This window comes from Filifactor alocis ATCC 35896, assembly GCF_000163895.2.
In the GTDB taxonomy this organism is placed as follows: Bacteria; Bacillota; Clostridia; order Peptostreptococcales; family Filifactoraceae; genus Filifactor; species Filifactor alocis.
In genome coordinates this window covers 1,479,938-1,492,849 of the sequence record NC_016630.1, presented here as the reverse complement: position 1 = coordinate 1,492,849, position 12,912 = coordinate 1,479,938, and the positions used below count along the sequence as shown (strand labels likewise).

14 protein-coding genes are annotated in these 12,912 nt (G+C 37.2%); 11 read left to right on the top strand and 3 right to left on the bottom strand.

Features of this window, described 5'->3' with window-relative positions; translation table 11 throughout:
* Positions 1-117: 117 nt before the first annotated feature.
* The 4 genes from recG to HMPREF0389_RS06625 all read left to right on the top strand — a co-directional run bounded on the left by recG (position 118) and on the right by HMPREF0389_RS06625 (position 3,830).
* On the top strand, positions 118-2,172 hold the full coding sequence (gene recG, locus HMPREF0389_RS06640) for an ATP-dependent DNA helicase RecG (protein ID WP_014262860.1): 2,055 nt from the start codon (positions 118-120) through the stop codon (positions 2,170-2,172).
* A gap of 99 nt (positions 2,173-2,271) precedes the next feature.
* Positions 2,272-2,835, top strand: coding sequence for a 16S rRNA (guanine(966)-N(2))-methyltransferase RsmD (gene rsmD / locus HMPREF0389_RS06635; protein ID WP_014262859.1), 564 nt, complete (start codon positions 2,272-2,274; stop codon positions 2,833-2,835).
* A 21-nt stretch (positions 2,836-2,856) separates the two neighbouring features.
* Positions 2,857-3,351, top strand: coding sequence for a pantetheine-phosphate adenylyltransferase (gene coaD, locus HMPREF0389_RS06630; RefSeq protein WP_014262858.1), 495 nt, complete (start codon positions 2,857-2,859; stop codon positions 3,349-3,351).
* Positions 3,351-3,830 (top strand): ATP synthase subunit B family protein, encoded by a 480-nt coding sequence (locus tag HMPREF0389_RS06625; RefSeq protein ID WP_014262857.1) that lies wholly within the window; start codon positions 3,351-3,353, stop codon positions 3,828-3,830. The genes coaD and HMPREF0389_RS06625 overlap by 1 nt, the downstream gene beginning before the upstream one ends.
* A 127-nt stretch (positions 3,831-3,957) precedes the next feature.
* Here HMPREF0389_RS06625 and HMPREF0389_RS06620 read toward each other — a convergent pair whose 3' ends face one another.
* Complete coding sequence (locus HMPREF0389_RS06620; RefSeq protein WP_014262856.1) at positions 3,958-5,199, bottom strand: nucleotidyltransferase; 1,242 nt, start codon at positions 5,197-5,199, stop codon at positions 3,958-3,960.
* Positions 5,200-5,294: 95 nt separating this feature from the next.
* Positions 5,295-6,041 (bottom strand): tRNA threonylcarbamoyladenosine dehydratase, encoded by a 747-nt coding sequence (locus HMPREF0389_RS06615; RefSeq protein WP_014262855.1) that lies wholly within the window; start codon positions 6,039-6,041, stop codon positions 5,295-5,297.
* A 333-nt stretch (positions 6,042-6,374) separates the two neighbouring features.
* Between HMPREF0389_RS06615 and HMPREF0389_RS06610 the strand changes: the two genes are divergently transcribed.
* Positions 6,375-7,280: a thermonuclease family protein gene (locus HMPREF0389_RS06610; RefSeq protein ID WP_014262854.1), complete on the top strand. Its 906-nt coding sequence runs from the start codon at positions 6,375-6,377 to the stop codon at positions 7,278-7,280.
* Between the two features lie 523 nt (positions 7,281-7,803).
* Positions 7,804-8,781, top strand: coding sequence for a biotin synthase BioB (gene bioB, locus HMPREF0389_RS06605; protein ID WP_014262853.1), 978 nt, complete (start codon positions 7,804-7,806; stop codon positions 8,779-8,781).
* Here bioB and pdxR read toward each other — a convergent pair.
* On the bottom strand, positions 8,762-10,114 hold the full coding sequence (gene pdxR / locus HMPREF0389_RS06600) for a MocR-like pyridoxine biosynthesis transcription factor PdxR (protein WP_014262852.1): 1,353 nt from the start codon (positions 10,112-10,114) through the stop codon (positions 8,762-8,764). The two genes, bioB and pdxR, sit on opposite strands and share 20 nt — an antisense overlap.
* Before the next feature lie 111 nt (positions 10,115-10,225).
* Here pdxR and pdxS point away from each other — a divergent pair, with 111 nt between their 5' ends.
* From pdxS to rplK, 5 genes are all read left to right on the top strand, one after another.
* Positions 10,226-11,065, top strand: coding sequence for a pyridoxal 5'-phosphate synthase lyase subunit PdxS (gene pdxS / locus HMPREF0389_RS06595; protein WP_014262851.1), 840 nt, complete (start codon positions 10,226-10,228; stop codon positions 11,063-11,065).
* Positions 11,066-11,398: 333 nt separating this feature from the next.
* Entirely contained in the window at positions 11,399-11,548 is a 150-nt protein-coding gene (gene rpmG, locus HMPREF0389_RS06590; RefSeq protein WP_014262850.1) for a 50S ribosomal protein L33, read from the top strand.
* 16 nt (positions 11,549-11,564) lie between these two features.
* Complete coding sequence (secE, locus tag HMPREF0389_RS06585; RefSeq protein ID WP_014262849.1) at positions 11,565-11,774, top strand: preprotein translocase subunit SecE; 210 nt, start codon at positions 11,565-11,567, stop codon at positions 11,772-11,774.
* A gap of 53 nt (positions 11,775-11,827) precedes the next feature.
* Positions 11,828-12,373 (top strand): transcription termination/antitermination protein NusG, encoded by a 546-nt coding sequence (nusG, locus tag HMPREF0389_RS06580; RefSeq protein ID WP_014262848.1) that lies wholly within the window; start codon positions 11,828-11,830, stop codon positions 12,371-12,373.
* Positions 12,374-12,407: 34 nt separating this feature from the next.
* The gene (gene rplK / locus HMPREF0389_RS06575; protein ID WP_014262847.1) at positions 12,408-12,833 is read left to right on the top strand and encodes a 50S ribosomal protein L11; all 426 of its coding nucleotides are present in this window, start codon (positions 12,408-12,410) and stop codon (positions 12,831-12,833) included.
* Positions 12,834-12,912: the final 79 nt, after the last annotated feature.

The window sequence follows — 12,912 nt, the reverse complement described above, 5'->3', positions numbered from 1 at the left end:
GTTCTCTTTTTTAATTTCTTGTATCAAATTTGCAAGGAGTACATAAAAATAAATAGATAATATGATAAAATGGATACATTACAAATCAGTACATAATATAGTAGGAAGGAGAAAGAGATGAAAAAGACAGACGGTATGGAAAGTATCAAGGGAATCGGAAGCAAAAAAGCGACATTGTTGAAACAATTGGGAATCGAAACAATAGAAGATTTTTTGTTGTATTTTCCTTTCCGTTATGAAGACAGAGCAACTCATGTTCCATTGGATGAGATTCGAACAGAAGATAAAGTATTTTCTTCCGGAAGAATTGTCTCGTTTCAGACTTCTCGCCCGAAACCGAAAATGACGATTACCAAAATAACAGTCTGTTCCGAATTGGGAAAAGAAGGAGTGATTACCATCTTCAACAATCCCTATCTTCACAAGCAGTATTCTGTAGGAGATTGTATCCAGTTTTACGGAATGTGCCAGATAAAAGGACGAAAAATATTATTTTCTTCTCCTGAGATTGAACCGTTTGGGAAGAATGTATTGATGAACTATATCTATCCTATCTATCCGCTCGTCAAAGGATTGAGCAACCATGATATGGTAAATGCCATGCGTACTATTCTTCAATCATTGGGAGAATTGGAAGAAGTTTTTCCTGAGTCATTGTTACAAAAAAGAAGTTTGGCACCGTTTGATTTTGCTGTGCGAAACATTCATTTTCCTCATTCTGTTTCTGCTTTAAAAAGTGCAAGATATCGTTTGATTTATCAAGAGTTTTTTATGTTACAAATGCATCTTTTGAATTTGAGAAACAAGGATGAAACGGCTCGTTCTTTTGTATTGAAAGAGCTTGAACAAGCAAAGTCTTTCTTCGATAAGATACCGTTTGAATTGACAAATGCACAAAAGAGAGTTTTACAAGAGATGACGGAGGATTTGAAACAAGAAAAACCGATGCAGAGATTGGTACAGGGAGATGTAGGAAGTGGAAAGACGGTCTTGGCATGGTATGCAACCTATCTTACTTTTCTGAACGGTTATCAGACGGTGTTGATGGCGCCGACAGAGGTGCTGGCGAAACAACACTATGAAGGAGCAAAAAAGTTATTTGAAGGAAGCGGAGTGAGGATTGCGTTTTTGTCGGGAAGTATTTCGAAGAAAAAGAAAGAAGAGATTTATCAAGGAATTTCCGATGGAGATTATGATTTGGTAATTGGAACACATGCAGTCATTCAGGAAGGAGTACATTTTTCCAAGTTAGCGCTTGCGATTACAGATGAACAACATCGATTCGGAGTGAAACAGCGTGGAAAATTGTCCAAACAATATGAGATTTCACCGCATATTTTGGTTATGACAGCAACGCCGATTCCAAGGACCTTGACTTTAGTTTTACAGGGAGATTTGGATATTTCCATCATAGATGAATTGCCTAAGGGAAGGAAACAGATTGAAACTTACGCAATTGAGCAGAAAAAAGCTCATATGGTCTATGGACAATGTATCGGAGAATTGCAAAAAGGAAGACAGCTCTACATCGTTTGCCCTTTGGTGAAAGAGAGTGAAGTGTTGGATTTGAAATCTGCAGAAGAATTATATGAAAGTTTGAAGACAGGTGTATTTTCATCTTTCCGTGTAGGATTGTTGCACGGAAAGATGAAATCGAGTGAAAAAACGGAGATGATGAGGCAATACCAAGAGCATGAGATTGATGTGTTGGTTTCTACAACCGTGATTGAAGTAGGAATAAATGTTCCTAATGCGACTGTAATGATTATTGAAGACGCACAACGATTCGGACTTTCGCAACTACATCAGTTGAGAGGACGAGTGGGAAGAGGAAGCGACCAGTCGTATTGTTATCTTATTTATCGTGGATATGACCAAGTTGCGTTGAAAAGAATGCAGGTTATGACAAGTACGAATGACGGCTTTGTGATTGCGGAGAAAGATTTGGAGATTCGCGGTCCCGGAGAAGTGCTGGGTGTGAAACAACATGGGATTCCCGAATTAAAATTGGCGGATTTTACAAAGCATCAAAAAGTAATGTTTGCATCCAAGGAGGATATTCAAGAATTGACAGACAAAAGATTGGTTTGTTCGGAGCAAGAAAGAAAAACATTGGGAGACAGAGTGGAAGAGACATTTCAAAAGAAAATGGAACATCTTGTGATGAATTAGAATATGGGGTGCTTTTTGAACAATATCGTTGTCATCAGTTGAAATATCTCAAAAAATAAGATAGAATACAACGGGATACAAAGAGAAGAAGGAGATTTTATGAGAATTATTGCCGGAAAATGGAAGGGAAAAAAATTGAATACTCCGCCGGATTCTCGTATTCGACCAACATTAGATCGTGTGAGAGAAGCTATTTTCAGTATGATTGCGTTTGATATTCCTTCTTCTGATGTGTTGGATTTATTTGGCGGAACGGGAGTAATGTCATTAGAGGCGTTGTCTCGTGGTGCAAATTCGGCAACGATAGTAGACAATCACAAGGATTCTGTTACTTTAATCAAAAAAAATGTCGGTTTGTGTGGAGCAAATGCACAAACGACAATCTTTTGTGGAGATTACAGAGATTTTTTGGCAAAAATTAACAAAACGGGAAATAAATTTGATATAATATTCGTAGATCCGCCATACCAAGGCGAGATGGTAAAAGAAGTGTTGGAAGAGATTGATAAGAATGATGTGTGTGGCAGAAATGGAATTGTGATTTTGGAAACAGCCCGAGATTTTACTCCGCCGGAGCAGACGCAGCATTTCATAAAAATAAAGGAAAAGAATTATTCAAAGACAAAAATATCTGTGTATCAGATACAGCAAAAAGAGATTTAGAAAAGGAACAGGAATAGGACGATGAATCGAGCAGTATATCCGGGAAGTTTTGATCCGATTACCAATGGACACATAGATGTGATAGAGCGTGTAGCAGGTATGGTAGAACATGTTACGGTAGCTATCTTAATCAATGCAAAAAAGCAAGGTCTATTTTCATTAGAAGAAAGAAAAGAATTGATTTTGGATGCAGTGAAGCATTTAGATAATGTTGAAGTGGTGTGTTTTTCGGGATTGTTGGCAGACTACTGCAGGGACAATCATATTGATGTGATTGTGCGTGGGTTGCGTGCGGTTTCGGATTATGAGTATGAAATTCAGATGGCACAGATGAACCGTAAGCTTTATCCGAAAGCAGAGACAATTTTTTTGATGACCAACCCAATCTATGCTTATTTGAGTTCCAGTTTGGTAAAAGAAGTTGCCGGATTTAGCGGTTGCGTGAGTGATTTGATTCCGGAGCTTGCTTATAAAAAGTTAATAGAAAAGTTACACGATGAAAGGGATGATTTTTGATGGAAGTATTAGAAATTTTGCAACATCTGGAAGATATGATGGAACAAAGTTCCAAGTCGCTATTTAGTAGTAAAGTCTCAATAGACAAAGAGATTGCACTTTCTTATATCAGAGATATTCGTGTTGGACTTCCGGAGGATTTTAAGCAAGCAGAGTGGATTAGCAACGAAAGACAACGCATTATTGATGAAGCGATGGAAGAGGCAAGACAAATTATAAAAGATGCGGAAAATAAGGCGGAAGAGCTGGTACAAGAACATATCATTACACAAAAAGCGGAAGAAAAAGCAAAAGAAACATTGCAAAAAGCTGTTTCCGACGGAAATGATGTCCGAAACGGTGCGATTTCTTATGCACAGGATATACTGGAAAAACTCGGTTTGGATATAGAGCGTGTTAATGCGAGAATCAGTGCAAACTATGAAGAGTTGGAAAAATTGAAATTCAGAGAAGAAAATAATCCTTTAGAAGAAGAATAGAGGAAAAAGAGGACAGGGGAATGAGTCAAATCAGTCTCCTGTCTTTTTTCGTGGATTGAAAAATGATTTTTTATAAGACGGATGTTTCGGTTGAGTGGTTGAAGAAATTCCTGTTTTGAAAGATGACTTATTCTCTTCCTCTTTTCTTTACAAAAACAGGCGAAAGCACATACCCGTTGGAATAGGAAGAACGATAGCGACTGTAGTATATCGTATCTGCAATTTCGTCAGCATTCCACAAAATTTCTTGTTTTCGGTTGCTCGGTCTGAAATTGGCAGCCTTGTTAATCAGAGGAAATTCTTTATTTGATTTTCGAATCAAAGTACGACCGACTTCATCAAATGCAAGAATTCGTGCATATCCCATCTCGTTGGAGGTATTTAATTCTTGCATGGTATCTTTGGTAATGTTGAGTAAAATATTGAGCAAAATATGTCGAATTCGAGTCAAAGTATATCGTTTGGTTTTAATGGAAGTCAAAATTTCTTCTAAGTTATCAGAAGCTAAAAAACTTTCATAAATTCGGTTTTCCAATCCCTCTGAGACTTCAAAATAGTTGGAGATATGTTTTCCTTCTCTCAAAATAATGGTTTTGATATCATTCAAAAACAATTCCAAACTCATCCAACGGTGGTTGGTATGCGTATAGAGAAGTGCATCTAAAGTGGCTGCAGGAATGGAAGAAAGCAATTCTTCGGAGTAAAGAGGAGAGTTTCCGCAAAATTTTGTTGACATGTGCGTCAAATAGTTCCGAATGGATGTTGCGCTGGAAAATTCTGTATTCATGGCATGATCCTCGTGATTTGCTCCTTTTCGTTGAATCAAAATAGGCTTGATAGCACTTTTGGTACGCGAAAGGTGTTTGAGGTATTCCACTCCAAGTACATCGTTCGGAGTAGAAATAGAGGAGCAGCCTGTCAATTGTTCCAAAGCGTTGCTACGAGCTTTTGGAAACGGATACCCTTGGTTGAGGTAGTGCTTGAGCAAATATCGATACTCTTCCGGTTCCTCATGAAACAGAGTCGCTACGGAAGAGAGGTGTTCAATATTTCCGCTTTCGCTTCCGAACGAAAGATAGTCTACAATTCCTAAATGATTTAATATTTCGATAGCTCCTTTTGCAAAAAAATCAGCGCTTTGAGATGCGTACAACACAGGTAGTTCCAGTACAAGAGAAGCACCGTTTTGGACGGCTAATTTTGCACGCAGATGCTTATCCATAATTGCCAAATCACCCCTTTGGACAAAATTTCCGCTCATGATGACAACGACTTTTTGTGTCTTTGAAACAGTGCAGGATTGTTTGATATGATAGAGATGACCGTTGTGAAACGGATTGTATTCAGCAATAATTCCCAAAACATTCATAAGAGAATTCTCCTTTTCTATAACTAACATGAATGATTAAAAATGGATACAAAACGATTCAAAACATTGTCAAAAATAGTTTTGTCAGCTTAAGTTTATGTATCGCTTTTATTATTGTGGTTTGTTACAGATGTTTCATTGTTGTCTGTTAGTTTATTGATTACATAAGATGATAGCAACAAACCGGCAGTACCCGTTACAAATGCAAGACTTCCATTGATTTGTTTTCCGGATTCCGAGAGAAGTTTTTGTTTCGGCACACAAATCTCTTCCGTAGAAAATACAACGGGAAGATGTTTGATACCATATTGTTTCAACTCTTTACGCATAATTTTGGCAAGAGGGCACATATGTGTTTTTGCCAAGTCTGAAATTTGTAGTTTGGAAGGATCTTTGTGATTGGCAGTTCCCATAGAAGAAATAATGGGAATATTTCTCTGGACACATTGCACAATCAAGTCCACTTTGGAGGGAATCATATCAATACAGTCCAGTACAAAATCATAGTTCCGTTCAAAAAATAAATCCGCTTCTTCGGGAGTATATTTTTTACATAGGGTGTGTATCTTGATGTTAGGATTGATATCGAGCAATCTTTTTTTCACTACTTCCACTTTTAGTGCTCCTAAAGTGGAGTGAAGTGCAGGAAGTTGTCTGTTCAAGTTGCTTTTTTCTACTGTATCGAAGTCTACAAGAGTGATTGTACCGATACCGGTGCGTACCAAAGCCTCTGTGGCATAGCTTCCGACACCGCCCAATCCAAATATGGCAATATGTTTTTGCTGCAATTCATAAAATGCCTTATCTCCGTAAATCAATCTTGTTCTTGAAAATTGTTCCATTGCAATATCCTTTTCTGTTTTGTTTATGAACGATGGCACCATCCGATAAAATCGAAACCGTTGTTTGAGATGTATCGTTTCAATTTTATTTCCTAATACAAAAATGTTTAGTGTTCAGTTGAAGTACTCCTCTTACGTACGGTCTTTAGTCTATGTTCCATTATCTTAATCATAAAGTTTTTGTGACAAAACCATATTTATTATACTAAACAAAGAGGAGAAAGAAAAGACGGAAGAGATGAAATTTGATGGATTGGTTAACAATAAAATAGTGTTGATATTCTATACATATATGGTATAATTAAGGGAGTATATTAAGGGAGGATGAAAAATATGAAGAAATTTTTGGTTGGTGTATTGTCTGCGATGCTATTGTTTAACCCTGTTTATTCATCAGTCTATGCTGATTCATTAGACAGTATAAATACAGGTGAGGTGTCTTCTGAAACTGTTCTTGAAAAAGCGGTCGAAGAGGAATATCCTGTTTTACAGGTAATTGACGGAGATACAATAAGGCTTGATATGAACGGTGTGCCTACATTGGTTCGATTATTGCAAATAGATGCGCCTGAGAGAAAAATGCCTGATGGGAAAAAAGATAATCCTTTTGGTCAAACAGCTTTGAAATTTACACAAAAATTTTTGAAAGATAAAAAGGTTACTTTGGAGTATGATGTAGAGAGATTTGACCAATATGGAAGAACATTGGCGTATGTTTGGTATTGGAATGACGGAAATAAAATTTGCTTAAATCAACAGTTAGTAAAAAACAGTTTGGCAAAAACAGTTTTGTATGGAAAGAATGTCAAGAAGTATGAAGAATATTTGACTGTAGAGCGCTCTGTAAGAAGTGCCAAACAAGGAATTTGGAAAAATATGAAGTCGGCATACCCTTCTAAAAACGGATACGCAAAAGAAATAAAACAAGAGAACGAACAGTTAAAATTACTGAAAATGGACACTGCAAAGAAAATTGACGCAGAAGCACCTACAATAAATTCTCCGTCAGTTGTACAACAGACACCGGCGACTCAGGATTCTCACTATGTGGAAAAACATACAACATCAAACAAGAATTCTCATCCTGTCGGCGAGGGACACATCAAAGGAAATAAGAGAAGTAAAATTTATCATCTTCCGGGTATGGTAGCTTATGATAGAATCTCTCCAAAAAATATTGTTTATTTTGAGACGGAAGAAGAGGCAATAGCGAACGGATACAGAAGAGCGAAAAAATAGAGAAGAAGGTTATAAGGGTAAAGCAAAAGAAATATGCAATAGTATTTGAAATATAGTAGAACTGATAGATATGAGTGATGTATGACTACAATATCTATCAGTTTTTCGTTTAAATCAAATTTATAGAGCAGGGGGAGTTGGTAAAAATTGATGAATTCATTGATTCTAAAGTAGGGAAGCAGTTTTTACTACTAATTTAAGTTATAATAAAAATCTTCTTTTTTCGTGCTGTTATATTTTGTTCTGTTTTTCATAATCATACATTGTGTCTATATTTTGAAATAGTGTTTAGTATGAGCAAGCTATTTTTTGTTCTGTGAATGAACGTAGAAAAATAATTATTATAAACAAGCAACTGTCTTAAACTTACAAAAATAATTTGCCAAAATCAAAAAAAGGGTATAATATGCTATTGTAAAATAAAAACAAATAATATGTTTACAATGAGAACGATTCTACATCACAAAATATTGGAATCATGTAAAATATTAAAAATATAGGGGAAGAAAGATAGGGGAAAATGATGGTAGAGATGACATTACAAGGGATAAAAAAAGATATTTTGTCAGGAAAGAAGATTTCAAAAGAGGAAGCGATGTTTTTGTACGAAGCACCGTTGGAAGAACTTTGTTCTATGGCAAATGAAATTAGAGAACATTTTTGTGGAAACGGATTTGATATGTGTACCATTGTGAATGGAAAAAGCGGGAAATGTTCTGAGGACTGTAAGTATTGTGCACAGTCTTCCTGGTATAAGACACAGGTGGAAGAGTATCCTTTGATGGAAGAAAAAGAGTTGATTGATTTGGCGAAATACAATCATGACAGAGGTGTTGTTCGTTACTCCGTAGTAACCTCCGGAAGAAGATTATCAAAAAAAGATGTGGATGCCGTATGTAAAAGTATTACGAATCTGAGAAAAGAAGTGGATATTCAGGTATGTGCATCCTTCGGTTTGTTGGAAAAAGAGGATTTTGAAAAATTGAAGGCGGTCGGAGTATCAAGAGTACACAACAATTTGGAAACTTCAAGACAGAACTTTATCAATATCTGCACAACGCATACTTATGAAGATAAGATTCACGCCATTCGTCAGGCACAGGAGGCAGGACTTAAGGTGTGTAGCGGTGGAATTATGGGACTTGGAGAAACAATGGAAGACAGGGTGAACATGGTGATTGATATTCGTGAATTGGGAATCAAATCCATTCCGGTTAATTTCTTAAATCCGATTCCCGGAACTCCATACGAAAATGTACCGATGCTTTCTCAAGAAGAAATGAGAAGAATTGTCGCGGTATTCCGTTGTTTGATTCCGGATGCGGCAATTCGTTTGGCGGGTGGAAGAGGTTTGCTTAAGGATAAGGGGAGAGCATGTTTCCAATCCGGTGCAAATGCGGCAATCTCCGGAGATATGCTTACAACCTCCGGAATGACCATTGAAAAAGATATGGCGATGATTAAAGAGCTTGGATTTGAAGTTAGGGCGATGGAACAGTAGAATGATAAGAAATTGCTTTGAGCAGGGATATTCCTTCGGTGATTTCCTCATTGGTTAGGGTTGCAAACCCCAAGAGGATGGAAGGGTATTCCTGTTTTTTTCCATAACTTTCCAGACCGTACACTGCGATTTTTTGTTTCAGTGCTTCTGCGACAATATCTTTTTCTGTGAAGTATTTCGGATATTGAAGGACAACATGAAGTCCGGCATCTGCACCGGTTATTTTAATATCGGGACAGTCCTTGAGCAAGTCTACAATCAGTTGTCTTTTTTTGGAGTAAATTTTTCTCATGCGATTCAAATGTTTTTCGAACTCTCCGGATTCCAAAAATTCGGTAAGAATTTTTTGGATAATGATAGAAACAGGACATACGAAACAGTGGAACATTTGATGATAGTTTTCCAAAAGCGATTCAGGCAATACCATATAGCTGACACGCATGCTTGGAGAAATCGATTTTGAAAAAGAACCCATGTAAATGACCTTGTCCGGATAATCAATGGATTTGAGTGCCGGAACAGGACGGTTTGAGTATTTGAATTCGCTGTCGTAATCATCTTCAATCACAAAATCTATTTGGGAACAATTCAAAATTTCTGAACGACGTTTCATATTCATAATGATACCGGTCGGAAATTGGTGTGCCGGTGTCAGTGCGCAGATATTGGCAGAACTGTTTTGAAGAGCGTCAATGGACATACCGAACTCGTCCAATGGAATACATTCATATCGGATTTCGTTGGCGTCCATAATATTGCGTAGCATATGGTAACCGGGATCCTCAATCGCATAAGTACCTTCAACAAGTTTGAAAATAATTTGGAAGAGATACTCCGAACCGCTGGAGATAATGATACGGGAAGGAGAAGTTTGGAATCCTCTGGAACGATTGAGGTAGTCTGCTATTTGCATGCGTAGAGGGAAATATCCTTGATAGTCCACCTGTTCCAAAAGGTCATTGTCCTCCAAAATAAGATTCGAAAACTTGCGAAATATTTTATGCGGAAACCCTTCATCGGACACTCCGGTATATGAAAAATCATATCGGATATCCGATGTTTCTTTTTGAAAAGTATGTTGTTTGTTTTCGAGTACATAGAGTTCTCCGACATCTGAAACAAAGTATCCTTTTCTTTCTTTTGCGTAGATAAAACCTTCCTCCAACAGTTTTGCATAGGCATTTTCCACACTGGTAAGTGAAATCTGATATTCATTGGAAAGGCGTCGCTTGCTTGGAAGTTTACTGTGAGCGACATAGGTTCCTTTGATAATCTCTTTTTTGTAATATTCATAGATTTGTAAATAAATAATTCCGTCCTTTAGAAATAACATATTGTCCTCCGAAAATAAAACTGGTATCTAAAAATTATATCAAATTGACACTATAAAAGTATTCAGACACCCATTATACTATAGTTATCACTAATTTAGGAGGGCAAAGATATGAATTTTGAAAAATTATTTGGTGGAGTAATTATGGATGTAACAACTCCGGAACAAGCAAAGATTGCAGAAGAAGCAGGTGCTGTAGCTGTTATGGCATTGGAGAGAATCCCGGCAGATATTCGTGCAGCCGGAGGAGTATCCAGAATGAGTGATCCGAAAATGATTAAAGAAATTATGAATACAGTAAGTATACCGGTTATGGCAAAAGTAAGAATCGGTCATTTTGTAGAGGCACAAATTTTGGAAGCAATCGGAATTGATTGTATTGATGAATCTGAAGTATTGTCTCCTGCAGACAATGTATATCATGTTGATAAGAACACGTTCAAAACACCGTTTGTATGTGGTGCAAGAGACTTGGGAGAGGCTCTTAGAAGAATCTCAGAAGGTGCAAAAATGATTCGCACAAAAGGAGAAGCGGGAACAGGCGATGTTGTTCAAGCGGTAAAACATATGAGAACCATTCAAAATGAAATTAGATATGTTGTTTCTCTTCGTGAAGATGAACTGTATCATATTGCAAAAGAATACCAAGTGCCTTATGAATTGATTCAATATGTTCACAAGAACGGAAAACTTCCGGTCCCTAACTTTTCAGCCGGTGGAGTTGCAACTCCTGCAGATGCGGCATTGATGGTACAATTGGGGGCAGACGGAGTTTTTGTAGGAAGCGGAATCTTCAAATCAGGAAATCCGGCACAAAGAGCGAAAGCGATTGTGGAAGCTGTAAAACATTATGACAATCCGGAAATCATTGCAAAAGTGAGCGAAAACTTAGGAGAAGCAATGGTTGGATTGAATGAAGACGAAGTAGAAGTTATTATGAGCAATCGTTAATCTGAAATCCTTCTTTATTTCCATAGACAGACTGTGGTTCCTTGGTTCATTCCAAAGAATTGCAGTCTGTTTTATTCTGATGCTATCTAAAAAATTTCTTCAAGATTATTTTGGATATAAATTGACAAAAAAAAATCCTTTCTATATAATGGGAAAAGAATAAAATGAGTTGCGATGGAGTCTATTGTCGAAGCTGTCTTCTCAAAGTCGTTGAGAGAGAGTTGTTGACAATAGTTTTAATGTGTGATAAATTTTATTCGTATATTATTTTTTACACCAATCTATGTATTAAATAGATCCTTCTAATCGAATAAGAAATAGGAGGTGCACTTAATGAGAGTGAAAGTAACATTGGCATGTCAAGAGTGTAAACAAAGAAATTACAATACTATGAAGAACAAGAAAAATGATCCGGAACGTATGGAACTTCAAAAATATTGTAAATTCTGCAAGAAACACACAACACATAAAGAAACGAAATAGTAAAGGGTGTGATGTAGTGCCAAAAACCACAGAAAAAACAAAAACTTCGCCAACAGAATATTTTGGAGAAGTAAAAACGGAACTGAAGAAAGTTCATTGGCCTTCCAAACAGGAGCTGTCAGAACATACATTTACCGTTATTATTATGGTGTTGGTAACAGCACTTTTCATCTTCTGTATCGATGCAGGAGTAGGAGCTGTTATCGAAAAGCTGATAGAAAGGTAATAAACTAAAAGGAGGGTGGCGCTTAAGGAGAAAAACTCTTTTGGCGATTATCTATGGCAGAAAACGAACAAGCCAAATGGTATGTTGTGCATACCTATTCCGGACATGAAAACAAAGTAAAAGCCACAATTGAAAAGGCGGTTCAAAATCGAAATATGGAGGATATTATTCCTCGTGTTTCTGTGCCCGTAGAAGAGATTGTAGAAGAGAAGAACGGAAAGAAACATACGAGATATCGTAAGATTTTTCCGGGGTATTGTCTCGTTAAAATGATTGTAACAGATGAATCTTGGTATGTTGTAAGAAATACCAAAGGTGTTACAGGATTTGTCGGACCGAATTCCAAACCGATTCCATTGACAGAACAAGAAGTGATCAACATGGGATTGGAGGAAGAAGTACCTGTTATCTACAAGATTGATTTTGCGGAAGGCGATCGTGTCATTATTAAAGGCGGAGCTTTCAGCGGTTTGCGAGCTACGGTTGTCAGTTTGCATCCGGAAAAAGGAATGGCGAAAATCAAGGTTTATATGTTTGGAGACAGAGAGACTTTGGTGGATATTGAAGTTTCTCAGTTGGAGAAAGATAAAGAAGAATAAAAAGATACTTTAGGATATGGGAGGTGTCAAAGATATGGCAAAAAAAGTAATTGGACAAATTAAATTGCAAATAGAAGCTGGAAAAGCAACACCTGCACCGCCGGTAGGACCTGCACTTGGTCAACATGGGGTAAATATTATGGGGTTCTGTAAAGAATTCAACGCAAAAACAGCAGATAAAGCCGGATATATTATCCCGGTTGTAATCACAGTATTTGCAGACAGGTCCTTCACCTTTATTACAAAAACTCCACCCGCAGCAGTATTGCTGAAGAAAGCGGTAAAGATCAATAAAGGTTCAGGAGAACCAAATAAAACAAAAGTGGCAACAATTAAAACAGCACAAGTTAGAGAAATTGCTGAACTTAAAATGAATGACTTGAACGCAGCTGATGTAGAAGCGGCTACAAGAATGATTGCAGGAACAGCAAGAAGCATGGGAATCGTTGTAGAAGATTAATTCTATTTGCTCATATAGATTGGTGGGAGGCAAATACGCAAAGACAACATTTACCGTTATTACCACAAGGAGGATGTAA